Raw genomic sequence first — 23,127 nt, forward strand, 5'->3', positions numbered from 1 at the left:
GGAATAAGATCTCGCGTCTTTTAATTGCGCGAATTGAGCCCGAGCGTCAGGGTTTTGGCCTGACTGTCGCTGGGGGGAATCCTTTCCTGATCGTTGATGAATCGGCCATTATTCGGCGATCTTTAATCGAAAAGAGGCAAAATGATGTCAACGCTACCTTCGTTGGGGTTCGCCGGAATCGGTCTGATGGGCCTGCCTATGTGCCGCCGTTTGTTGGCGGCGGGTTACCCGTTTACCGTGTGGAATCGCAACCCGGCCAAGTGCGCGCCACTGGTCGAGGCCGGTGCCCGGCAGGTGGCGACTGCCGCTGAATTGTGCGAACACGCAGAAGTGGTGATGTTGTGTCTGGCCGATACGGCAGTGGTTCGCGAGGTGGTGTTTGGCGCTGGCGGTATCGCCGAAGGCGCGAAAAACGGCCAGTTGCTGGTGGACTTTTCCAGCCTTGAACCAACGGCCACTCGCGAGATGGCGGCGCAACTGCTGGCGAAAACCGGCATGGCCTGGCTGGATTCACCGGTGTCCGGCGGCGTGGTCGGTGCCGAGGCGGGCAGTTTGGCGATCATGGTCGGCGGCGATGCGGCAAATCTGGAGCGTGTGCGCCCGGTATTGCTCAACCTCGGTCAGCGCGTCACGCACATGGGCGGCATCGGCGCGGGGCAGGTGACCAAGGCCTGCAACCAGATGATCGTCGCCTGCAACGCACTGGTGATCGCCGAAGTGGTGGCGCTGGCGGAGCAGGCCGGGGTCGATGCGAGCCTGATCGCCGAGGCGCTGGCGGGTGGTTTTGCCGATTCGAAACCGTTGCAGATCCTCGCCCCGCAAATGGCCGAAAGCCGTTTCGAACCGATCAAATGGCACGTGCGCACCTTGCTCAAGGATCTTGATACGGCAGTGAAGTTTTCCCGCGAACAGGGTTCGGCGACGCCGATCAGCGGATTGGCCGCACAACTGATGCGCCTGCATGGGGCGCAAGGCTATTTGGCGCAGGATCCAGCGACACTGGTGCAAATGTACCGCGCGCCAGAATCAACGGATTGACCGCGTGTGAATGTTTGCGCTGATTGATTTCTTCCAGCACCGGGCGCAGCTCGTCCAGCGGCACCGGACGGCTGAGCAGGTAACCCTGAATGAAGTCGCAGCCTGAGCGTTCAAGGAATTCGTACTGTTCCAGGCTTTCCACGCCTTCGGTGACCACTTGCAAATGCAGGGTGTGCGCCATGACGATGATCGCCTGGACGATCTCCATGTCGGCGGTCGCCGTGGGAATATCGAGGATGAACGAGCGGTCGATCTTCAAGGTGTTGAGCGGCAGGCGCTTGAGGTAGGCCAGCGACGAGTAGCCGGTGCCGAAGTCGTCGATCGATAGCGATACACCCAGGGCACGAATCTGCCGCAGTAACACCAGGGTGTTGGCGATGTTGCCCATCAGCGCGTTTTCGGTGACTTCCAGTTCCAGCCGCTCCGGTGCCACCCCGGCGGTGCGCAAGGCACCTTCGATTTCGTTGGCCAGCTCATCCCGGGTGAGATTGAGTGGCGAGCAGTTCCAGGCGATTTTCAGTTCTTCGCAGCCATGGCGCGACAGTTCACCCAGATCCTTGCACGCGCGGCGCAGCACCCAGTTGTCCAGTTCGGCGATCAAGCCGTTGTTTTCGGCAATCGAGATGAAACGATCCGGGGTCAGCAAGCCATGCAGCGGATGCTGCCAGCGAATCAGCGCTTCAAGCTTGGTGACGCGGCCGGTTTTCAGTTCGAAGATCGGTTGGTAATACAGCATCAAACCGTTTTCTTCGCGCAGGGCATGGCGCAGTTCTTCTTCCAGTTGCAGCTCGAAGCTGGCGCGGGTCTTGAGGTTGGAACTGAAAAAGTGCAGGCCGTTACGTCCTGCGCCCTTGGATTGATACAACGCCAGGTCGGCGTGCTTGAGCAGTTCTTCGCAGGTGGTGCCGTCCTCCGGAAACAGACTGATGCCGATGCTGGTGGTCATCACCATGCGGCGCCCGGCCAGCTCGATCGGCTCCTTCATCTTGAGCATGATGCGCTGGGCCATGTTGCGGGCCTCTTCGCGGTCATGCAGGTTGATGAGGATGCAGAACTCGTCGCCGCCGAAGCGCGCGACCACGTCTTCATGGCTGCGCACCGAACCTTTGATGTGATTGGCGATGACCTTGAGCAGCTCGTCACCAGCGTCATGGCCGAGGCTGTCGTTGATCCGCTTGAAGTGGTCGATGTCGAGAAACATCACCGCGAGCATGCCGCCCTCGGTGGCTTTCTGGCAGAGTTTCTCGGCAAAGATCTGGTTGAACCCGCGGCGGTTGATCAGGTTGGTCAGGGCGTCGTAGTTGGCCGCTTGTTGCAGCGACATGCGCGCCTGATCGAGCTGGCTGAGCAGGGCGTTGACGCGGCGCAGGTCTTCTTCCTTGTTCTGCAGTTTCTTGTCGGCCAGCGCCGCACTGATCGCGCTGCCAAGGATCAGCAAGGTAATCAGCGCTACGGTAAGGCCCAATTGCAGATGGTTGGTTTCGGCTACCGGTATCGGCAGGCTGCTTTCGGGCAAGACCAGATTCAGCGCGGCCATCCCGGTGAAATGCATGCTGAAGATGCCGGCGCCGAGAAGCAGTGCCGCGCTGTACCTGAGCATCTGATGGAACAGGCCACTGTTTTCACGCAAATATCCGGCGACCCACAGCGCGGCGAAACTGGCGCCGATGGCAATGGCGATCGACAGCACGAACAGCGTTGGCTGGTAGTAGGCCGTGGCGCTCGACTCCATCGCCGCCATGCCGACGTAATGCATGCCGGCGATACCCAGGCCGATGACGATGGCGGTTTTCAGGTACAGCAAAAGACTGGGCTGCGCTTCACTCAGCGTGTGCATGGCCAGCCATGAGGCGAGCAGGGCGATCAGCAGGGAGAACAGCGTGATGGACAAATCGTAATGGATTTCGATCGGCGCCTGGAAAGCCAGCATGCCAATGAAGTGCATGGCCCAGATGCCGCCGGCCAGGCAGGTCGCGCCGATCCAGCGCCAGAGCCGTTGCGAGCCGAGATCTTCTGCGTGCGCGACCCGTTCGGCCATGTCGAGAGTGGCAAAGCTCGCCGCCCAGGCGACCAGATAGGCCACCAGTACCAACAAGGGATTATGTGTGCAATCTAAAATGACCTGCCCGCTCTCCGGCAGCTCGGTAACAAACTGCAAACCAAGCCACTCCATAGCATGCCCCGTCTCTGAAGTCGTCCCGAGTGCGCGTTGAACGCAGTTGAATGTCAGGAGTATAGAGGCCGATTTCGGGGTGCAAGTGGTAGTGGCACATTGGCGCTAATGATTTCGGCATTAGCGCCATAGCGATTGGCGCTAAAGGCTTACGCGATCTGTTCGAAAGGGATTTGCGCCCAGTCCGGCTGCAGCGGCGGCAAGCCGAAACGTGCACGGGCCTTGTCGCAGTCGACATTCTGTTCGCCGTTTTCCCATGAAGATTCGAATTCACGGCAGGGGCTGGAGCGCAGTTCATAAATCGAGCACTTCACCTCGCTGCCGACTTCACCGACCAGCGCCGTGCAACGTGGCGATTTGCAGTCGGTGCCGTTCATCGCCACCCGGCTTGGACTGATCTGTGTGACCAGTTCATCAGGCACCGTGCCGCCGGAAGATGAGCACTCACCCCAAAAGAAAGACACGCGAAAATGGGAACAGCAGGCACCGCAATTCAGACACGGACTGACTTCAGACATGGGCGAGGGTATCAAAGGGATTGATCGGGAGATCCGGACGGATCCGGCGGCCATTCTAGGCTTTGCCGCGGACTTGGGAAGGGGGGCGCGAAACTATTTTTTTGTGGCAAGGTTTTGCCGCAAAAGCCCCGGTTTTCGGGGGATTACAGACTTATCAAGGGCTTACGTTTCGTTACAGTGCCATGGGCCGATATCAGGCAGACGAATGATCACAGACAGCCTTTGCGTGGCTGACTAGATTGCAGGTTCCGGGCTCGGATGCGTTGGCAGTGAAGCCCTATAACAATAAAGAGACGGACCCATGCAGAACTCGACCCAAGCGGCGAATGCCTGGCGCATTCTGTTCCTGCTGTTCCTCGCCAACCTGTTCAACTTCTTCGACCGCACCATTCCAGCGATCATCATCGAGCCGATCCGCATGGAATGGCACCTCAGCGACTTCCAGTTGGGGATCGTCGGCACCGCATTCACCATTGTTTACGCCATCGCCGGCCTGCCGCTGGGGCGCATGGCCGATACCGGTTCGCGCAGCAAACTGATGGGCTGGGGCCTGGCGACGTGGAGTGCGCTGACGGCGGTCAACGGTCTGGTCGGCAGTTTCTGGAGTTTCCTGATCGTGCGCATGGGCATCGGCATTGGTGAGGCCAGTTATGCACCGGCAGCCAATTCGTTGATCGGTGATCTGTTTCCGGCGCATCGTCGGGCGCGGGCCATGGGCATTTTCATGCTCGGTTTGCCGTTGGGCCTGTTGCTGGCTTTCTTCACCATCGGCTGGATGGTCAAGGCGTTCGACAGCTGGCGTGCGCCGTTCTTTATTGCAGCGGTGCCGGGTCTGCTTCTGGCGATTTTCATGTTCTTTATCAAAGAGCCGAAGCGCGGCGCAGCGGAGACCGTGCAGGTTTCGCAAGAGAAAGTCGACAAGCCGATCCGCCGGATTCTGGCGGTGCCGACCTTTCTCTGGCTGGTGATGGCCGGGTTGTGCTTCAACTTCGCCACCTATGCCTGCAACTCGTTTCTGGTGCCGATGCTGCAACGCTATTTCCTCATGCCGTTGCAGGAAGCGGCGGTGGCGACCGGGATGATTGTCGGCGTGACCGGACTGGTCGGTTTGACCCTGGGCGGCTGGATTGCCGACAAGATTCACCAGCGCGTGGCCAATGGGCGGCTGCTGTTTGCCGCGTTCAGTCTGATTATCTCGACGCTGTGTACGGCGTGGGCGCTGCATTCGGGGCGTATCGAGATTGGTGTGTTTGTCGCGCTGTTCAGTGTTGGCTGGCTGTTTGCCTACAACTTTTACACATGTGTTTATACAGCGATTCAGGACGTGGTCGAACCGCGCCTGCGGGCCACGGCAATGGCGTTGTTCTTTGCCGGGTTGTATCTGCTCGGCGGTGGGTTGGGGCCGGTGGTGGTGGGTGGTTTGTCGGATCATTTTGCGCACACGGCGATGCTGGCGGCCGGTGCGGAGCAGATGACCGAGGCCTTTAAGGCAGTCGGCCTGCATGATGCGATGTACCTGATTCCGGTGGCGCTGTTTCTGACCATGGTGTTTCTGTTTCTGGCGGCGCGGTGTTTTGTGCGCGATGCGCAGCGGATGAAGGAGGGCTTGGTTGCTGTGGTTGAGCCAGAGGTTGCTGCGGCGACCGCATAGCCGTCATCGCTGGCAAGCCAGCTCCCACAGTGACCGAGTCGTACACATAATCTGTAAACGACCCGAAACCTGTGGGAGCTGGCTTGCCAGCGATGAGGCCATCAGCATCAGCTGAAAAATCACAGGCAACAAAAAAGGCCCGCATCGCTGCGGGCCTTGTTGTTTTCAGCGCTGGAGCAGGGTGGTTTAACCCGCCACCAACACCCGAATCGCTTCCAGTCGCAACGCAGCCTTATCCAGCATCGCCAGACCTTGCTCACGCTGTTCACGCAGCGCCACCAGTTCGCTGTCGCGCACGGTCGGGTTGACCGCTTGCAACGCGGTCAGGCGCGCCAGTTCTTCGTCGGTGTCGGCCGCCAGACGGCGACGCGCCTCGGCCACGCGCTCGGCGTGACGCGGGGCGATCTTGTCTTCACCGGCGTTGATCCGTGGCGTCAGCTGATCGCGCTGGGCCTGGATGAACTTGTTGGCGCTGGCACGTGGCACGCTTTCCAGCTGATCGTTCAAGGTTTCGAACGAGACGCGCGCCGACAGGTCGTTGCCGTTGGCATCAAGCAGGCAGCGCAGGGCGGCCGGCGGCAGGTAACGGCCCAGTTGCAGCGAACGCGGCGCTACCACTTCGCTGACATAAAGCAGTTCGAGCAGCACGGTGCCTGGCTTCAACGCCTTGTTCTTGATCAGCGCGACGGCGGTGTTGCCCATCGAACCGGACAGCACCAGATCCATGCCGCCCTGCACCATCGGGTGTTCCCAGGTGATGAACTGCATGTCTTCGCGCGACAGCGCCTGGTTGCGGTCGTAGGTGATGGTCACGCCTTCGTCGTCGCCCAGCGGGAAGCTGGCGTCGAGCATCTTCTCGCTCGGCTTGAGGATCAGGGCGTTTTCCGAATGGTCTTCGCTGTCGATGCCGAACGCGTCGAACAGGGTTTCCATGTAGATCGGCAGGGCGAACTGATCGTCTTGCTCAAGGATGTCCTCGACCAGCGCTTCACCTTCGCCAGCGCCGCCGGAGTTGAGCTCCAGCAAACGGTCACGGCCGGTGTGCAACTCGGCTTCCAGACGCTCGCGCTCGCTGCGCGCTTCGTCGATCAGCGCTTGCCACTCGCTGTCGTCGGCTTCTTCGAGCAACGGCAGCAGGCGCGGGCCGAACTGATGCTGCAAGGCGTTGCCGGTCGGGCAGGTGTTGAGGAACGCGTTCAGCGCTTCGTGATACCACTGGAACAGGCGCTCTTGCGGGCTGGTTTCCAGGTACGGCACGTGCAGTTCGATGATGTGCTTCTGGCCGATCCGGTCGAGACGCCCGATCCGCTGCTCGAGCAGGTCCGGGTGCGACGGCAGATCGAACAGCACCAAGTGGTGAGCGAACTGGAAGTTGCGACCTTCACTGCCGATTTCCGAGCAGATCAGCACTTGTGCGCCGAACTCTTCGTCGGCGAAGTAAGCGGCGGCGCGGTCACGCTCAAGGATGTTCATGCCTTCATGGAACACCGTGGCCGGGATGCCGGAACGCACGCGCAGGGCGTCTTCCAGGTCCATCGCGGTTTCGGCGTGGGCGCAGATCACCAGCACTTTGGTGCGCTTGAGCATTTTCAGCTGATCGATCAGCCACTCGACACGCGGGTCGAATTTCCACCAGCGCTCTTCTTCGCTGGCGTCCGGCTGGGCCTGGAAGCTGACTTCAGGGTACAGCTCAGCGTGTTCGCCCAGCGGCAGTTCGAGGTATTCGTCCGGGCACGGCAGCGGGTACGGGTGCAGTTTGCGCTCCGGGAAACCCTGCACGGCGGCGCGGGTATTACGGAACAGCACGCGACCGGTGCCGTGGCGATCGAGCAGTTCGCGCACGAGGCGGGCGCTGGCTTCGGTGTCGCCATCGTTGACCGCGGTCAGCAGGGCTTCGCCTTCGTTGCCGAGGAAGCCGTGAATGGTTTTGTGCGCTTCGGCCGAGAGTCGGCCCTTGTCGAGCAGTTCCTGCACGGCTTCGGCCACCGGGCGATAGTTGTCGCTCTCGGCGCGGAAGGCAGCCAGGTCGTGGAAACGGTTCGGGTCGAGCAGGCGCAGACGGGCGAAGTGGCTGTCCTGACCGAGTTGTTCCGGGGTGGCGGTGAGCAGCAGCACGCCCGGGATGACTTCGGCGAGTTGCTCGACCAGCGAGTATTCCGGGCTGGCCTTTTCTTCGTGCCAGACCAAGTGGTGCGCTTCGTCGACCACCAGCAGATCCCAACCGGCAGCAAACAGTGCGTCCTGAGCCTTCTCGTCATCGACCAGCCACTCCAGCGCGACCAGCGCCAGTTGCGTGTCTTCGAACGGGTTGGTGGCATCGCTTTCGATGAAGCGTTCTTCGTCGAACAGCGCGACCTGCAGGTTGAAGCGGCGGCGCATCTCCACCAGCCACTGGTGCTGGAGGTTTTCCGGGACGAGGATCAGCACGCGGTTGGCGCGGCCCGAGAGCAGTTGGCGATGGATCACCAGGCCGGCTTCGATGGTTTTACCCAGACCCACTTCGTCCGCCAGCAGAACGCGCGGGGCGATACGGTCGGCGACTTCACGGGCGATGTGCAATTGGTGCGCGATTGGCTGCGCGCGAACGCCACCCAGGCCCCAGAGCGATGATTGCAACTGGCGGCTGGTGTGTTCGAGAGTGTTGTAACGCAGCGAGAACCACGCCAGCGGATCGATCTGGCCGGCGAACAGACGGTCGCTGGCCAGACGGAACTGGATGAAGTTCGACAGCTGGGTTTCCGGCAGGGTGACGGCTTCGTTCTGCCCGTTGAGACCGTGATAGACCATCAGGCCGTCGACATCGTCGACTTGCTGCACGGTCATCTTCCAGCCTTCGAAGTGGGTGATGCTGTCACCCGGCGAGAACCGCACGCGGGTCAGGGGCGCATTCCGTAGCGCGTACTGGCGGGTTTCGCCAGTGGCCGGGTAAAGCACGGTCAACAAGCGGCCGTCCTGTGCCAGAACGGTGCCTAAACCAAGCTCTGCTTCGCTGTCACTGATCCAGCGTTGCCCCGGTTGATACTGCTGCGCCATGCTGCCTGACTCCCACCTTGAAAAAGCGGGCTATCTTAACGGAATGAGGGCTTCAGGGCCAAAGATTACTGGCGTAGGAGCTGCCGCAGGCTGCGATCTTCTGATCTTTGAGAACCCTTGAGGTTTGAGCTGTCTGATAAAGATCGCAGCCTTCGGCAGCTCCTACACGTGCCAAGTGCGTCACAGATTTGCGACGGATGGCTCAAGGCGCCTTTGCCGCAGCCGATAGCCTGCTGACAGGAGACCCCATATATGTTGCCACCGATGCTCCCCCTGAGCGCTGTGCCGATCACTTCCCAGCAGGATCCGATCCGCCAGCGGCCGGACATTCCTCCGGTGGTGCCGGTGCAGGAAAGCTCCAACGAAAGCACGATCGATTTGCAAAAGCGCGATCCTGAAGAGGATCGACTGCTGGCGCGTGAAGAGCAGCGCCGTCAGCAAGAACGTGATCGCCGTCGTCGCGAAGCCGATGAAGACCCGGAAGAACACCTGGCCGTGCCCGGCACCGAATTGAATGCTGACAACACCGTGCCGGTGGTGCCGTTGATGGAAGATCAGCCGCGTCAGGGCTTGTGGGTCGATATCGAGATCTGATCTTCGGCTGGTCAGCGCTGGTGTGACGTTGCATTATTGGCGCAGTCCTGCCGGTGATGTGGCAGTTGTGATTCTTTCAAGTGATGTACTGACGCCATGAGCCAAGACGACAAACTGATTGACCTCAGTACTGAACGCGCCAAGCGCGTGCATGACATTAAAGAGAAGCGGCTGAACGAAGTGCGCCAGGCGTTCGAACAGGCGATGCCGCTGGGAAAAGCCAAGAAAAAGTCGAAAAACAAGCCGAAAAAGCGTTGATCTCTGCCTGCATCCGTTGATGCAGGTCATTTAATTTCCCTCCTTTACTCTCCTTCGTTGCTGGTATTGATCCCGGTCAATTTGTGCGCCTGTGTGTTTGGTAACTTAGTTCCATCGCAGCAGAGCAGAGGCCCAGGAGGCCAGTCATGTTTTTCGATAACGTGGTGTTTGCCGGGGTCCTGACTGTAGGGCTGATGGTTCTGTTTTTTGCAGGGTTTGGATTTTTTATCTGGAAGGATGCGAATAAGCGCAAGAAGTGATTCTTCTGGATTGATGAGCACGCAAGGCATTTTGGGGCGACTTCGGTTGCCCCTTTTTTTTGTGTCTTGGCGGCCTTTGGGCCGACCATGCTTTGGGTGTGCTTTGTGAATATCCGTTGCTGCGGTAACGGCGGCTTAGGGTTCCGCCCTTACGGCGGGTCACCTTTTCCAAACGCCGAAAAGGTAACCGAAAAGGCTTGCTCCTGCGTGCGGCCCGCTCGCTGGGGCTCGGGGTTCCTTCGCTGCGGGATCGATCCGGGCGCAGCGCCTACGGTTTGCTTCGCTGCACCTCCTCTCGCTGTGTTTGGCTTCGCCAAACGGTCGCTGCGCTCCCACCCCCGGATCAATCCCTCCACTCAGCCTTCCGACGTCGCCCGTGGATCAAGATCAAAAGCTGCAGCCGAGCTAACGCTCATCCTGTTGAGTGGTGAAGAGCGGGGCGTGGTCGGCTTTGGATTTGTGGTGGGTTTGCTGCAGTGGTCAACTAATTCCGGACACCTCGATAGGTGGTTTTGACGCCATCGCCCGCTCGTAAACGGTCGGTGGCAGATATCCCAGTTTCGAGTGCAGCCGTTCGTTGTTGTAAAACCCAACGATGTATTCGGTGATGTCGCGGATCGCTTCAGCGTGGTTCGCGTAGTCACGTCGCCATACTCGCTCCATTTTCAAACTCAAAAAGAAGCGCTCCATCACTGCATTGTCCCAGCAATTACCTTTACGGCTCATGCTCTGCTGCATGTCGTTTCTTGCCAGTAATTCTCTGTAAGTTGCACTCGCATATTGGCTACCCCGATCTGAGTGGGCAATCAAGCCTGGCGGCGGTTGACGCTGCGCGATTGCCAGTTGCATCGCGGTGCACACCAGCTCTGCCGGCATGTTCGGAGCCATCGACCAGCCCACTATCTTGCGTGAAAACAAGTCCAACACCACGGCCAGATACAACCAGCCACTGCGGGTGCGGATATAAGTGATGTCGGCTACCCAGGCCTTGTTTGGCGCTACTGGATCAAATTTTCTGTTCAGTACATTCTCTGCAATCGGCAGGTCATGATTACTATCGGTTGTGTGTACAAACTTGCGCTTCCAGGCTGAACGCAGTCCGTTAGCCCGCATCAATCGACGGATTTTATACAGCCCGACAAGCATGCCTTTACCGCGCAAAGCGTCGCGCAAAGGGCGGCTGCCGTAGCAGCCTCCACTCTCGGCGAAAGACGCCTTGAGTTGCACAAGAACAGGACAACTCTGCCGAACAGGCGCATCAGCACGCTTCTGAGACTCATAGAAGCCTGAACGACTGATGCTCAGCAACCGACAGACATGTGCCACTGAGTAAGCCTTCTGTTGCAGCTGCCGAACCAGTCGATACCTTACTTCAGCTCGCGGGCAAAGAAGGCGGTAGCCTTTTTTAAGATGTCGTTATCCATCTTGAGCTGCCGATTTTCTTGTTCCAATTGCCGGATGCGCTGTTGCTCTGCCGTTAATGGCTTGCCGATTCCGGCCTGCCCCAGTTGCTCTGCCTCGTATTGCTGAACCCAGCGTCGAACGGCTGTCTCACCAATGTTCAGATCCTGGCAAACCTGTACAACGGTGAGTCCCTGATCCTTGATCATCTTCACGACTTGCAGCTTGAAGCTGTCGTCGAATGCCCTGCGTTTTTTAGTCATGAATAACTCCTCGATAGATGTATTTTCCACCTATCGGGGTGTCCGGGGAAATTAGACCACTGCATGCCCCTCACCCCAGCCCTCTCCCGAGGGAGAGGGAGCCGATTTGTGGGCTTTTCAAGATCTGAGTTCAACGCGGTATCGCACGTCGGCGTACCTTCCCCAAACACCACGGTCAGTCCCCTCTCCCTCTGGGAGAGGGCTAGGGTGAGGGGCTCTTGCTTCAAGGCTTCAAAATCTGGGTTCGGCACGGTATTTCATGTCGGCGTGCCTCTCCCAAACACCTCGATCAGTCCCCTCTCCCTCTGGGAGAGGGTTAGGGTGAGGGGCTCTTGCTTCAAGGCTTCAAAATCTGAGTTCGGCACGGTATTTCACGTCGGCGTGCCTCTCCCAAACACCTCGGTCAGTCCCCTCTCCCTCTGGGAGAGGGCTAGGGTGAGGGGCTTTTGATCTTGCTCTGGCTTTGGCTTTTGATCTTTTGCCCCTTCGGCAGGCCGAGCGGAGGTGTTCATCCGGGGGTTAGGCGCGCAGCGCCGTGCGGCGCAGCCGCATACATCGAGAGGAGGTGCAGCGAAGCAAACCGTAGGCGATGCCCCCGGATGGACACCGTAGCGAGGGAACACTGAGCCTCAGCGAAGTGCCGTACGCCGGGGCAAAGCCTTTTGGGTTACCTTTCGGCGTTTGGAAAAGGTGACTCGCTGTAAGAGCGAAACCGCCAGCGGCAACACCCGCAGCAACGGATATGCCCCCCCCAATCCCAAACCCCCAAACACAAAAAAAGGCGCGATCCTCTCGAATCGCGCCTTTCTCATGTCCCGCTATCTATCAGCTACCCAACGCCTTCGAAGCCAGCCAGAACAACCCAGCGGACAGCGCCACAGTCGCCGGCAAGGTCAACACCCAAGCCAACAGAATGGTGCGAACCGTGCCACCCTGCAGGCCGCTCTTGTTGGCGACCATGGTGCCCGCCACGCCCGAAGACAGCACGTGAGTGGTCGACACCGGCAGGCTGAAGATGTTGGCCATGCCGATCAAACTGGCAGTAGTGATCTGCGCGGACATGCCCTGGGAATAGGTCATGCCCTGCTTGCCGATCTTCTCGCCGATGGTCAGCACCACGCGTTTCCAGCCAACCATGGTGCCCAGGCCCAAGGCCAGTGCAACCGCCAGAATCACCCAGAACGGCGCGTATTCAGTGGTGGTGGTCAGGTCTTTGCGCAGCTTGTCGAGGTCAGCCTTTTCACGGGCTTCCAGGCCAGGCAGCTTGCCAACCTTCTTCGCGGTGTCGTCCAGGCAGAGCAGGTAACGACGCACTTCGATGCGGCTTTCCGACGACAGCGAGTGGTAGTCCGCTACACCTTTAAGGGTGTGCAGCAGGGCGCTGATGGTCGGTTCGGTCTGCTGCGGGTTGCAGCGGAATTTCTCCGGCAGGTCGCCTTCCACGCTCTTGCCCAGGGCCAGGAATTCACCCAGCGAATCGGCGTTGCGCTGGTAGAACTGGCTCAGGTGCAGGGTCGCATCGCGGGTGCGTTCGATCTGATACGTGGTGCTGTTCAGGTCGAGGACGAACTGCGCAGGCACGATACCGATCAGCACCAGCATGATCAGGCCGATGCCTTTCTGACCATCGTTGGAGCCGTGCACGAAGCTCACGGCCATGGCCGAGATCACCAGGACCAGACGGTTCCAGAACGGTGGATGCTTCTTGTCGTCGATCTTGCGGCGCTGTTCCGGTGTCTTGTGCATCTTCGACAGCGGACGCCACCATTTCAGGCCGATCAGAATCAGCGCGGCGATCAGGAAGCCGGCCATTGGCGAGAACACCAGCGAGGCGCCGATGTCGATCGCTTTCTGCCAGTTCACGCCGTCGGCCAACGGAATGTCGTTGATCAGGGCGTTGGCCAGGCCAACACCGAGGATCGAGCCGATCAAGGTGTGCGAGCTGGAAGCCGGGATACCGAAGTACCAGGTGCCCAGGTTCCAGGCGATTGCCGCGGCGAGCAACGAGAACACCATCGCCAGGCCATGGCCGGTGTTCACATTGATCAGCAGTTCAACCGGCAGCAAATGGACAATGGCATACGCCACGCCAACGCCGCCCAGCAGCACGCCGAGGAAATTGAACACACCGGAAAAGAACACCGCCAGGTGGGGCGGCATGGCTTTGGTGTAGATAACAGTGGCTACCGCGTTAGCGGTGTCATGAAATCCATTGATGAACTCGAAGGCGAGGACAAACGTCAGGGCGAGCAAGAGGCTCACAAGCACCCAAGCATCCAGTCCGCTGAATAAATCGATCATGAAGGTTTTCTGACCCGGTCGTAAGGGGGCGCGATTATGCCAGAAAAGACTGGAAATCGATCCCCTACCTGCTCATCGGTTACACACTTCTTCGATTTAATTTGTTGCAGCGCATGAAAACCCAGCGCAGCACAGGGTTTTTCAAGTCATTGATTTATATGGTAAAAGGCTCATTTCGCAGGCGATTTCATCGTCGCGGAGAGGTCTCGAACGCTTGTCTGAAATATCTGTGAAACCTGTAGGACGCCCGTCCTCAGTCTGCCAGATCGGATGATGGCCGCTGCCCGCGGGTAGCGGGCGCGCAAGGCATCGTCGTTCCACCGCGCTTGTAACCGGTGTGGACGTAAAACCTTCAACGATCGAAAAACTGTGGCTCAAGGCTCTTCGGCTTTGAGTTCCTTTTCGATCTTTTCGATTTCTTGCTTGAAGACCTGATCCTGAACGGTCGGGCGTTTACGCCACGCTTTGCGTTCCGGTTCGGGCTGAGCGGCGTAGGTGGTGACTTCCCCGCCGTAAACTTCCTTGTAACGTTGTTCCTGGCGCTCAAGTTCCGCGCGCAGTTCGTCTTTCGTCACAGTGCTACCTGTATGAGTTGAGTTAAGTGTCTGGTGAAACGCACTGCAACGAATCGATTGAACGAAGCCACCGAGCATCCAGCACCTGAACAGGCATTGGTGTAATCGGTGGGGCGATCAAGACTTCCGTGTTACAGGCGGCTACGGCACCAGATAAAAACTGACGCAGCATCAGTTTCCTGTTTCAGCGAGCGCAGGCGTTGCATGAGTGATGCGCGTCAGGCGCTGGCCGGGCTGTTGGCGATGGACATCGCCGCAGCGGGTGACGACCTCGGCGTTTAAAAACGAGGTGCCACTGAGGTGCATTATAGCGGTCGATTCAGGAATGACTATCTTTGCCAAGTTAAAAACGGTTCTGAATGTGTGATTGTTTTGTGACTCGCAACTTTTCTCGCTAGTTGAAGTGCAGACGCCCACTATTTAGCGAGCGATCTGTTTTTGGCGCCATTTAGTCGAACAACTAAGGCCGTGATTCAGATAAAAGCCAAAGTTCAGCCGAACCCTTGGAGCGTTGACGCGAGCCGCATGGCTGATTGCGATTATCGGCCCGCGGTTCGATAATCGCCCAATCTTGCAGGTCCGACGCTTGTGCATTTGTTGGCGAGCCGCTTGTATAGCCCATTGATCCGTGCCGGATAAAAGGACAAGAAATGAACGATCAAATGCGCAACTCTTTCACCTCCGTGGCGCCGCCGATCGTCGCCTCGCCGGCCAAACGCATCCAGGCGTTGACCGGTGATCCGGACTTCATGACCTCGCTGGCCCGGGGCTTGGCGGTGGTGCAGGCGTTTCAGGAGCGCAAGCGTCATCTGACCATCGCCCAAATCAGTCACCGCACGGAAATTCCTCGCGCCGCCGTGCGCCGGTGTCTGCATACGCTGATCAAACTCGGCTACGCCACCACCGACGGGCGCACCTATTCGTTGCTGCCCAAAGTGCTGACCCTCGGCCACGCGTATCTGTCGTCGACGCCGTTGGCGGTGTCCGCCCAGCCCTACCTCGACCGCATGAGCGAGCAACTGCACGAAGCCTGCAACATGGCCACGCTTGAAGGCGACGACATTCTCTACATCGCGCGTTCGGCGACCACCCAACGGCTGATATCGGTGGATCTGTCGGTGGGCGGTCGGTTGCCGGCGTATTGCACATCGATGGGCCGGATTCTGCTGGCAGCCCTCGACGATACGTCGTTGCGTGAGTACCTCGATCACGCCGAACTGGTCGCCAAGACCAGTCGCACGATCCATACCCCTGATGCGTTGCTCGAATGTCTGCAGGAAGTGCGGCAGCAAGGCTGGTGCATTGTCGATCAGGAACTGGAACAAGGCCTGCGTTCGATTGCCGTGCCGGTCTACGATGCCTCGGGCCAAGTGGTGGCGGCGCTCAACGTCAGTACCCACGCCGGTCGCGTCAGTCGGACCGAGCTGGAGCAGCGCTTCCTGCCGGGCTTGCTCAGTGCCAGTCGCGACCTCAGCGCACAGCTGTTCGCCTGATGAAGCTGTTCGATAAACGCACAGTGTTGCGTTTATCGAATTGACGCTAAAACCCTCGGATCATTAATGTCGCGGCAGCGTCATCCGGCGCTGATGTGAATGAGCCCGCCGGACTGTCGACTCCCATAATAATGACAAGAGGCAACTCACCATGCGCACGCTCTCCGACTGTCTCCGCTCCACCCGCTGTTGCCGGGTTTCCCGCAACGCCTGATCCAGACCTTCTATTCTTGTGACCGTGCCGCTCTCTGGCCGGCCGCCGTTCGACTGCGTTTTTTGCGTGGAATAAAAATAATGAACCAGCCTCAGTCCGCTGTAGGTAACTGCCTCGACGTGCAGACCTTCATCAATGCCCAACCGATCTCGCGCTATCAGTGGCGGGTGGTGATCTTGTGTTTCCTGATTGTCTTTCTCGATGGCCTCGACACCGCCGCGATGGGCTTCATTGCCCCGGCGCTGTCGCAGGACTGGGGCATCGACCGCGCCAGTCTTGGCCCGGTGATGAGTGCGGCGTTGATCGGTATGGTCTTCGGCGCACTGGGTTCCGGTCCATTGGCTGACCGCTTCGGGCGAAAAGTCGTACTCGTCGGCGCTGTGGTGCTGTTCGGTGCCTTCAGTCTGGCGTCGGCGTACAGCACCAACGTCGAACAACTGTTGGTGTTGCGTTTCCTCACCGGTCTGGGTCTGGGCGCCGGCATGCCCAACGCCACCACGCTGCTCTCGGAATACACCCCGGAGCGCAAGAAATCGCTGCTGGTGACCAGCATGTTCTGCGGTTTCAACCTCGGTATGGCCGGTGGCGGGTTTATTTCCGCCAAGCTGATCCCCGCGTTCGGCTGGCACAGCCTGCTGCTGATCGGCGGGATCTTGCCGCTGATCCTCGCCGTGGTGCTGCTGTTCTGGCTGCCGGAATCGGCGCGCTACCTTGTAGTCCGCAATCGTGGCACTGACAAAATCCGCAAAACCCTGGCGCCGATTGATCCGCTCACTGTGGCCCAGGCTTCCAGCTTCAGCGTGCCGGAACAGAAAACCGTCAAGGCGCGAAACGTGTTCGCGGTGATTTTCTCCGGTACTTACAGCACTGGCACCTTGCTGCTGTGGCTGACCTATTTCATGGGCCTGGTGATCGTTTACCTGCTGACCAGTTGGCTGCCGACGCTGATGCGTGACAGTGGCGCGAGCATGGAACAAGCCGCGTTTATCGGTGCGTTGTTCCAGTTTGGCGGGGTGTTGAGTGCGGTGGCGGTGGGCTGGGCAATGGACCGCTTCAATCCGCACAAGGTCATCGGCACGTTCTACCTGCTGGCCGGGGTGTTTGCCTACGCGGTGGGGCAGAGCCTGGGCAATATCACGTTGCTGGCGACGTTGGTGCTGGTGGCGGGGATGTGCGTGAACGGTGCGCAGTCGGCGATGCCGTCACTGGCGGCGCGGTTTTATCCGACCCAAGGGCGGGCGACCGGGGTCTCGTGGATGCTGGGGATTGGCCGCTTTGGTGCGATTCTCGGGGCGTGGATGGGCGCGACGTTGTTGGGCCTGGGCTGGAATTTCGAGCAGGTGCTGACGGCGTTGGTGATTCCGGCGGCGTTGGCCACCACGGCGGTGCTGATCAAAGGCATGGTCAGTCATGCGGATGCGACTTGAGTATCTGCGCATGATCGTTCCCACGCTCTGCGTGGGAGCGCCTCTAGGGACGCTCCGCGTTCCGGCCTTTGAAAGGGACGCGGAGCGTCCCGGGCTGCATTCCCACGCGGAGCGTGGGAACGATCAAAACACGAACCGATAGGTTGACAACAATCTGTTCGATAAACGAACACTCAGTCGATTATCGGATTGTTTGGTGATTTTCCCAGGCTTAATCTTCAGTCACTCCGGCGCTGAACCTCGCGCCTTTTTATCACTGGCGATTCATTACAAAAACAGGAGCCCGCTCCATGGCTGAGATCCTTTCGCTGCACGACGCGGTGAAGCAATTCGTCAATGACGGTGACACCGTCGCACTCGAAGGCTTCACTCACCTGATCCCTACAGCAGCGGGTCATGAAATCATTCGTCAGGGCAAGAAAGATCTGACGCTGGTGCGGATGACGCCTGACCTGATCTACGACCAACTGATCGGTGCCGGTTGTGCCCGCAAACTGATTTTCTCCTGGGGCGGCAACCCTGGCGTGGGTTCGCTGCACCGTCTGCGTGATGCGGTCGAGAAGCAATGGCCGCACGCTCTCGAAATCGAAGAGCACAGCCACGCCGACCTGGCCAATGCCTACGTCGCCGGCGCCTCCGGCCTACCGTTCGCGGTGCTGCGAGCCTACGCCGGTTCCGACCTGCCAAAGGTCAATCCGCTGATCAAAACCGTAACCTGCCCGTTCACCGGTGAAGTGTTGGCGGCGGTGCCGTCGGTGCGTCCGGACGTGACCGTGATCCACGCACAGAAAGCCGACCGCCAGGGCAACGTGTTGCTGTGGGGCATTCTTGGTGTGCAGAAAGAAGCCGCTCTGGCCGCCAAGCGCTGCATCGTCACGGTTGAAGAAATCGTCGATGACCTCAACGCGCCGATGAACTCTTGTGTATTGCCGACCTGGGCCTTGAGCGCGGTCTGCCATGTTCCCGGCGGCGCACATCCTTCCTACGCCCACGGTTACAACGAGCGCGACAATCGTTTCTATCAGGCGTGGGATCCGATCGCCCGAGACCGTGAGACGTTTACTGCGTGGATCAACGAATACATCCATGGCTGCGCTGACTTCAGCGCGTTCCAGGCCAAGTTGGCCGCTGCTTCGGAGGCCAAATAATGACTTACACCACCAATGAAATGATGACCGTCGCCGCGGCCCGTCGACTGAAGAACGGCTCGGTGTGCTTCGTCGGCATCGGCCTGCCGTCGAAAGCCGCCAACCTTGCGCGCCTGACTTCTTCGCCGGACGTGGTGCTGATCTACGAATCGGGTCCGATTGGCGCCAAGCCAAGTGTGCTGCCGCTGTCGATCGGTGACGGCGAACTCGCTGAAACCGCTGACACCGTCGTACCGACAGGTGAGATTTTTCGCTACTGGTTGCAGGGCGGGCGCATCGACGTCGGTTTTCTCGGCGCCGCGCAGGTCGACCGTTTCGGCAACATCAACACCACCGTGGTCGGCGATTACTTCTCGCCGAAAGTGCGTCTGCCAGGTGCCGGTGGCGCGCCGGAAATTGCCGGTTCGGCGAAAAGCGTGTTGATCATCCTTAAACAGTCGGCGCGTTCGTTCGTCGACAAACTCGATTTCATCACCTCGGTCGGTCACGGCGAGGGCGGTGATTCGCGCAAACGTCTGGGCCTGCCGGGCGCCGGTCCGGTCGGGATCATCACCGACCTGTGCATCATGGAGCCGGAAGAGGGCACCCACGAATTTGTGGTCACCGCACTGCATCCGGGCGTAACCCGCGAGCAAGTGGTCGCGGCCACCGGTTGGGCGGTTCGTTTTGCTGACAACGTCGAAACCACCGCTGAACCGACTGACGTCGAACTGACGGCGCTGCGCGATCTCGAAGCGCGCACGGCCGCCGCCCACGGCCAGGCACCGGGAGAAGCATGATGCGTGAAGTCTATATCTGCGACGCGGTTCGCACCCCGATTGGCCGGTTCGGCGGCGGTTTGTCTGCCGTTCGCGCCGACGACCTGGCCGCTGTGCCGATCAAGGCCCTGATGGAACGCAATCCGTCGGTGGACTGGAGCGCCATCGACGAAGTGTTCCTCGGTTGCGCCAACCAGGCCGGCGAAGACAACCGCAACGTCGCGCGCATGGCGCTGCTGTTGGCAGGCCTGCCGGACAGCGTGCCGGGCGTGACCCTCAATCGTCTTTGCGCTTCGGGCATGGATGCGATCGGCACGGCATTCCGTGCCATCGCCAGCGGCGAGATGGAGCTGGCGATTGCCGGCGGTGTCGAGTCGATGTCCCGCGCGCCGTTTGTGATGGGCAAGGCTGACGCAGCGTTTTCGCGCAACATGAAGCTGGAAGACACCACCATCGGCTGGCGTTTCATCAACCCGTTGATGAAGGCGCAGTATGGCGTCGACGCGATGCCACAGACCGCCGATAACGTCGCCGACGACTATAAAGTCTCGCGCGCCGATCAGGACGCTTTTGCCCTGCGCAGCCAGCAACGTACCGCCGCTGCGCAGGCTGCTGGCTACTTCGCTGAAGAAATCGTCGAAGTGCGCATCGCCCACAAGAAGGGCGAAACCGTGGTTAGCCAAGATGAACATCCTCGCGCCGACACGACCCTCGAAGCGCTGAACAAGCTGAAACCGGTCAACGGCCCGGACAAAACCGTCACCGCCGGCAATGCCTCCGGCGTCAACGACGGTGCCGCCGCGCTGATTCTGGCGTCCGCCGAAGCCGTAAAAAAACATGGCCTGACCGCCCGCGCCAAAGTGCTCGGCATGGCCAGCGCCGGCGTCGCACCTCGGGTGATGGGCATCGGCCCGGTGCCGGCGGTGCGCAAATTGATCGAGCGTCTTGGCGTCGCGGTCAGCGATTTCGACGTGATCGAACTCAACGAAGCGTTTGCCAGCCAAGGTTTGGCGGTACTGCGTGAACTGGGTCTGGCGGATGACGCCGCGCAGGTCAATCCGAATGGCGGCGCGATCGCCCTCGGTCATCCGTTGGGCATGAGCGGTGCGCGTCTGGTGCTGACCGCGCTGCATCAGCTTGAAAAGATTCAAGGCAAGAAAGGTCTGGCGACCATGTGCGTCGGTGTCGGCCAAGGTCTGGCCCTGGCCATCGAACGCGTCTGACGCAAGCCGTGACGAAAAAGAACAGAGGAAAGCGACATGTCTGACAAGCCTGGTTACCGTCGTCCGCAGGAAGGCACTCAGCCTGAGTACCTGCACCCGACGTATCAATCCACCAACCTGCGCTCGCCGTCGAAGCCGTTGGTGTTTCTGCCGCACTCGCTGTCGGAAATCACCGGCCCGACCATCGGCGCCGAGCACGTGGGCGACACCGATAATGACCTGACCGCGCAGCACGAAGGCGAGCCGCAGGGCGAACGCATCATCATTCACGGCCGCGTGCTCGATGAAAATGGTCTGCCGGTGCCGGGGATTCTGGTGGAGATCTGGCAGGCCAATGCTGCCGGCCGCTACAACCACAAGCGCGACCTGCACGACGCGCCGCTGGACCCGAATTTCACCGGCACCGGCCGCACCGTCACCGACGCCGACGGCTGGTATCAATTCCAGACCATCAAACCCGGCGCCTACCCGTGGGGCAACCACCACAACGCCTGGCGCCCGGCGCACATCCACTTTTCGTTGTTCGGGCCGAGCATCCTCACCCGTCTGGTCACGCAAATGTATTTCCCGGGCGATCCGCTGCTGGCCTACGACCCGATCTACAACTGCGTGCCGGATACTTCGGCCAAGGAACGCCTGATCGCCAGTTTCGATCTGGAAAAAACCATTCCGTCCTACGCCCTCGGTTATCGCTGGGACATCGTGCTGCGCGGGCGTGAAGCCACGCCGATGGAGAAATAAGATGACGCTGACTGCGACCACGTCCCACACCGTCGGGCCGTACTACCACATCGGCCTGACCTGGCTGAACCGCGAAAACCTCACCGTCGAACAGACTCTGGGCGAACGCGTGGCGATCACCGGGCAAGTGGTGGATGGCAACGGCGATGTCGTCAACGACGCCATGCTCGAAGTCTGGCAGGCGAATGCCGCCGGCAAGTACGACCACCCGGAAGACGAGCAGGACAAACCGCTCGATCCGCACTTTGAAGGTTTTGGCCGGGTGCCGGTGGATGCGGAAGGGCGCTTCCGCTTCACCACGATCAAACCGGGCACGGTTGAAGGCCTGAAGGGCTCGACCCAGGCGCCGCATCTGGTGGTGCTGGTGTTTGCCCGTGGCCTGGTGAAGCACTTGCTGACGCGGATCTACTTTGAGGGCGAGCCGGCCAACGTTGATGATCCGTTGCTCGAATGTGTGCCGGCTGAACGTCGCAGTACGTTGCTGGCCAAACAGGATGCTTCGGGTGTTTACCAGTGGAATGTGATTCTGCAGGGCACTGATGCCGAAACCGTGTTCTTCGATTACTGATCGCTGACAACTGATCGTTCCCACGCTCTGCGTGGGAATGCCGCCATGGACGCTCCGCGTCCACTGTGACGCGGAGCGTCACCGAATGCGTTACCACGCGGAGCGTGGGAACGATCGATATAGGATGTGGAACGGGACTGTTGCAAAGTATGTCTAGACTCTCACTGTCCCTATCGAGTGAAAAACAATGACAACCACTACCTCCCATTACACCGGTGAAGAGCGCAGCAAGCGCATCTTTGCCATTGTCGGCGCCTCGTCCGGCAACCTCGTCGAATGGTTCGACTTCTACGTCTACGCCTTCTGCGCGATCTATTTCGCCCCGGCGTTTTTCCCCTCCGACAACCCGACGGTGCAACTGGTCAACACCGCTGGCGTGTTCGCTGCCGGCTTCCTGATGCGCCCGATTGGTGGCTGGATTTTTGGCCGGGTCGCCGACAAGCACGGGCGCAAGAATTCGATGCTCATCTCGATTCTGATGATGTGCTTCGGCTCGTTGCTGATCGCCTGCCTGCCGACCTATAAAGACATCGGCGTCTGGGCACCGGTCCTGCTGTTGTTCGCACGTTTGCTGCAAGGCCTGTCGGTCGGCGGTGAGTACGGCACCACTGCCACCTACATGAGCGAAGTCGCCCTCAAGGGCCAGCGCGGATTTTTCGCCTCGTTCCAGTACGTGACGTTGATTGGCGGCCAACTGCTGGCCGTGTCGCTAGTGGTAGTGCTGCAGCAATTCCTCACCGAAGAAGATCTGCGCGCCTACGGCTGGCGGATTCCGTTTGTGGTCGGTGCGGTGGCGGCGTTGATTTCGCTGTTCCTGCGTCGCAGCTTGAAAGAAACCACCAACAAGGAAACCCGCGAACACAAGGATGCCGGCAGCATCGCCGCGCTGTTCCGCGATCACAAAGCTGCGTTCATCACCGTGCTCGGCTACACCGCCGGTGGCTCGCTGATTTTCTACACCTTCACCACCTACATGCAGAAGTATCTGGTGAACACCGCCGGCATGCACGCCAAGACCGCCAGCTACATCATGACCGGCGCGCTGTTCCTGTATATGTGCATGCAGCCGCTGTTCGGCATGCTCGCCGACAAGATCGGTCGACGTAATTCGATGCTCTGGTTCGGCGCGCTCGGTACGCTGTTTACTGTGCCGATTCTGTTGAGCCTGAAAAGCGTCAGCAGCCCGTTCCTCGCGTTTGTGTTGATCACCGTAGCGCTGGCGATTGTCAGTTTCTACACCTCGATCAGCGGCCTGGTTAAAGCCGAAATGTTTCCGCCGGAAGTCCGCGCCCTCGGCGTCGGTTTGGCTTACGCGGTGGCGAATGCGATCTTCGGCGGTTCGGCGGAATTCGTCGCCCTGAGCCTGAAGAACATCGGCATGGAAAACTCCTTCTACTGGTACGTGACGGCGATGATGGCGATCGCGTTCCTGTTCAGTCTGCGCCTGCCAAAACAGGCGGCGTATTTGCACCACGATCTCTAACCCGAAG

19 protein-coding genes are annotated in these 23,127 nt (G+C 59.7%); 13 read left to right on the forward strand and 6 right to left on the reverse strand.

The annotated features are described in order from the left end of the window. Positions 1–141 precede the first annotated feature (141 nt). The gene (locus ACZZ0A_RS03005) at positions 142–1,038 is read left to right on the forward strand and encodes an NAD(P)-dependent oxidoreductase (protein ID WP_463542493.1); all 897 of its coding nucleotides are present in this window, start codon (positions 142–144) and stop codon (positions 1,036–1,038) included. Here ACZZ0A_RS03005 and ACZZ0A_RS03010 read toward each other — a convergent pair. Continuing rightward, positions 929–3,211 (reverse strand): putative bifunctional diguanylate cyclase/phosphodiesterase, encoded by a 2,283-nt coding sequence (locus tag ACZZ0A_RS03010; RefSeq protein WP_463542494.1) that lies wholly within the window; start codon positions 3,209–3,211, stop codon positions 929–931. The genes ACZZ0A_RS03005 and ACZZ0A_RS03010 overlap by 110 nt on opposite strands. A gap of 149 nt (positions 3,212–3,360) precedes the next feature. After that, positions 3,361–3,729: a YkgJ family cysteine cluster protein gene (locus ACZZ0A_RS03015; RefSeq protein WP_007918504.1), complete on the reverse strand. Its 369-nt coding sequence runs from the start codon at positions 3,727–3,729 to the stop codon at positions 3,361–3,363. Positions 3,730–4,030: 301 nt separating this feature from the next. Between ACZZ0A_RS03015 and ACZZ0A_RS03020 the strand changes: the two genes are divergently transcribed. After that, entirely contained in the window at positions 4,031–5,380 is a 1,350-nt protein-coding gene (locus ACZZ0A_RS03020) for a spinster family MFS transporter (RefSeq protein ID WP_007918495.1), read from the forward strand. A 186-nt stretch (positions 5,381–5,566) separates the two neighbouring features. Here ACZZ0A_RS03020 and rapA read toward each other — a convergent pair whose 3' ends face one another. Next, positions 5,567–8,413: an RNA polymerase-associated protein RapA gene (gene rapA / locus ACZZ0A_RS03025; RefSeq protein WP_095113838.1), complete on the reverse strand. Its 2,847-nt coding sequence runs from the start codon at positions 8,411–8,413 to the stop codon at positions 5,567–5,569. A gap of 252 nt (positions 8,414–8,665) precedes the next feature. On the opposite strand from rapA, the gene ACZZ0A_RS03030 reads away from it, so the two are divergent. From ACZZ0A_RS03030 to ccoM, 3 genes are all read left to right on the forward strand, one after another. Beyond that, positions 8,666–9,007 (forward strand): hypothetical protein, encoded by a 342-nt coding sequence (locus ACZZ0A_RS03030; RefSeq protein ID WP_003222394.1) that lies wholly within the window; start codon positions 8,666–8,668, stop codon positions 9,005–9,007. Positions 9,008–9,103: 96 nt separating this feature from the next. Beyond that, the gene (locus ACZZ0A_RS03035) at positions 9,104–9,265 is read left to right on the forward strand and encodes a hypothetical protein (protein WP_007918490.1); all 162 of its coding nucleotides are present in this window, start codon (positions 9,104–9,106) and stop codon (positions 9,263–9,265) included. A 146-nt stretch (positions 9,266–9,411) separates the two neighbouring features. After that, positions 9,412–9,525 (forward strand): cytochrome c oxidase subunit CcoM, encoded by a 114-nt coding sequence (gene ccoM, locus ACZZ0A_RS03040; RefSeq protein ID WP_003222396.1) that lies wholly within the window; start codon positions 9,412–9,414, stop codon positions 9,523–9,525. A 480-nt stretch (positions 9,526–10,005) separates the two neighbouring features. Here ccoM and ACZZ0A_RS03045 read toward each other — a convergent pair. The 3 genes from ACZZ0A_RS03045 to ACZZ0A_RS03055 form a co-directional block, all read right to left on the reverse strand. Beyond that, positions 10,006–11,189, reverse strand: a protein-coding gene (locus ACZZ0A_RS03045; protein WP_208867554.1) for an IS3 family transposase whose coding sequence is annotated in 2 segments (ribosomal slippage) — positions 10,006–10,925 and positions 10,925–11,189 — 1,185 coding nt in all. Because the reading frame shifts where the segments join, the coding sequence is not laid out codon by codon here. Positions 11,190–12,014: 825 nt separating this feature from the next. Continuing rightward, positions 12,015–13,490 carry an inorganic phosphate transporter gene (locus ACZZ0A_RS03050; protein WP_007917114.1) on the reverse strand — a complete coding sequence of 492 codons (1,476 nt, stop codon included), beginning with the start codon at positions 13,488–13,490 and terminating at the stop codon, positions 12,015–12,017. A gap of 374 nt (positions 13,491–13,864) precedes the next feature. Then, on the reverse strand, positions 13,865–14,065 hold the full coding sequence (locus ACZZ0A_RS03055; protein ID WP_008080067.1) for a hypothetical protein: 201 nt from the start codon (positions 14,063–14,065) through the stop codon (positions 13,865–13,867). A gap of 650 nt (positions 14,066–14,715) precedes the next feature. On the opposite strand from ACZZ0A_RS03055, the gene pcaR reads away from it, so the two are divergent. The 8 genes from pcaR (at position 14,716) to ACZZ0A_RS03095 (ending at position 23,120) form a co-directional block, all read left to right on the forward strand. Next, a complete protein-coding gene (pcaR, locus tag ACZZ0A_RS03060; RefSeq protein WP_007917109.1) occupies positions 14,716–15,558 on the forward strand; it encodes a pca regulon transcriptional regulator PcaR in 843 nt (280 codons plus the stop codon). 294 nt (positions 15,559–15,852) lie between these two features. After that, on the forward strand, positions 15,853–17,199 hold the full coding sequence (pcaK, locus tag ACZZ0A_RS03065; RefSeq protein WP_007917107.1) for a 4-hydroxybenzoate transporter PcaK: 1,347 nt from the start codon (positions 15,853–15,855) through the stop codon (positions 17,197–17,199). Positions 17,200–17,489: 290 nt separating this feature from the next. Further along, positions 17,490–18,347 (forward strand): CoA transferase subunit A, encoded by an 858-nt coding sequence (locus ACZZ0A_RS03070; RefSeq protein WP_007917105.1) that lies wholly within the window; start codon positions 17,490–17,492, stop codon positions 18,345–18,347. Beyond that, positions 18,344–19,126, forward strand: coding sequence for a CoA-transferase subunit beta (locus ACZZ0A_RS03075; protein ID WP_176472360.1), 783 nt, complete (start codon positions 18,344–18,346; stop codon positions 19,124–19,126). Before ACZZ0A_RS03070 ends, ACZZ0A_RS03075 begins: the two co-directional genes overlap by 4 nt. Next, the gene (gene pcaF, locus ACZZ0A_RS03080) at positions 19,123–20,328 is read left to right on the forward strand and encodes a 3-oxoadipyl-CoA thiolase (RefSeq protein ID WP_463542495.1); all 1,206 of its coding nucleotides are present in this window, start codon (positions 19,123–19,125) and stop codon (positions 20,326–20,328) included. Before ACZZ0A_RS03075 ends, pcaF begins: the two co-directional genes overlap by 4 nt. 36 nt (positions 20,329–20,364) lie before the next feature. After that, entirely contained in the window at positions 20,365–21,069 is a 705-nt protein-coding gene (pcaH, locus tag ACZZ0A_RS03085) for a protocatechuate 3,4-dioxygenase subunit beta (RefSeq protein ID WP_007917099.1), read from the forward strand. A 1-nt stretch (position 21,070) separates the two neighbouring features. Continuing rightward, positions 21,071–21,637 (forward strand): protocatechuate 3,4-dioxygenase subunit alpha, encoded by a 567-nt coding sequence (gene pcaG, locus ACZZ0A_RS03090; RefSeq protein WP_102902710.1) that lies wholly within the window; start codon positions 21,071–21,073, stop codon positions 21,635–21,637. Between the two features lie 187 nt (positions 21,638–21,824). Then, positions 21,825–23,120 carry an MFS family transporter gene (locus ACZZ0A_RS03095; protein WP_007917096.1) on the forward strand — a complete coding sequence of 432 codons (1,296 nt, stop codon included), beginning with the start codon at positions 21,825–21,827 and terminating at the stop codon, positions 23,118–23,120. Positions 23,121–23,127 lie beyond the last annotated feature (7 nt).

It is taken from the genome of Pseudomonas sp. AC242 (genome assembly GCF_979258655.1).

Bases quoted from the DNA above. Each gene is read 5' to 3' on its own strand.
- ACZZ0A_RS03005 (WP_463542493.1), top strand. From the start codon at position 142: ATGATGTCAACGCTACCTTCGTTGGGGTTCGCCGGAATCGGTCTGATG.
- ACZZ0A_RS03010 (WP_463542494.1), bottom strand. From the start codon at position 3,211: ATGGAGTGGCTTGGTTTGCAGTTTGTTACCGAGCTGCCGGAGAGCGGG.
- ACZZ0A_RS03015 (WP_007918504.1), bottom strand. From the start codon at position 3,729: ATGTCTGAAGTCAGTCCGTGTCTGAATTGCGGTGCCTGCTGTTCCCAT.
- ACZZ0A_RS03020 (WP_007918495.1), top strand. From the start codon at position 4,031: ATGCAGAACTCGACCCAAGCGGCGAATGCCTGGCGCATTCTGTTCCTG.
- rapA (WP_095113838.1), bottom strand. From the start codon at position 8,413: ATGGCGCAGCAGTATCAACCGGGGCAACGCTGGATCAGTGACAGCGAA.
- ACZZ0A_RS03030 (WP_003222394.1), top strand. From the start codon at position 8,666: ATGTTGCCACCGATGCTCCCCCTGAGCGCTGTGCCGATCACTTCCCAG.
- ACZZ0A_RS03035 (WP_007918490.1), top strand. From the start codon at position 9,104: ATGAGCCAAGACGACAAACTGATTGACCTCAGTACTGAACGCGCCAAG.
- ccoM (WP_003222396.1), top strand. From the start codon at position 9,412: ATGTTTTTCGATAACGTGGTGTTTGCCGGGGTCCTGACTGTAGGGCTG.
- ACZZ0A_RS03050 (WP_007917114.1), bottom strand. From the start codon at position 13,490: ATGATCGATTTATTCAGCGGACTGGATGCTTGGGTGCTTGTGAGCCTC.
- pcaR (WP_007917109.1), top strand. From the start codon at position 14,716: ATGAACGATCAAATGCGCAACTCTTTCACCTCCGTGGCGCCGCCGATC.
- pcaK (WP_007917107.1), top strand. From the start codon at position 15,853: ATGAACCAGCCTCAGTCCGCTGTAGGTAACTGCCTCGACGTGCAGACC.
- ACZZ0A_RS03070 (WP_007917105.1), top strand. From the start codon at position 17,490: ATGGCTGAGATCCTTTCGCTGCACGACGCGGTGAAGCAATTCGTCAAT.
- pcaF (WP_463542495.1), top strand. From the start codon at position 19,123: ATGATGCGTGAAGTCTATATCTGCGACGCGGTTCGCACCCCGATTGGC.
- pcaH (WP_007917099.1), top strand. From the start codon at position 20,365: ATGTCTGACAAGCCTGGTTACCGTCGTCCGCAGGAAGGCACTCAGCCT.
- pcaG (WP_102902710.1), top strand. From the start codon at position 21,071: ATGACGCTGACTGCGACCACGTCCCACACCGTCGGGCCGTACTACCAC.
- ACZZ0A_RS03095 (WP_007917096.1), top strand. From the start codon at position 21,825: ATGACAACCACTACCTCCCATTACACCGGTGAAGAGCGCAGCAAGCGC.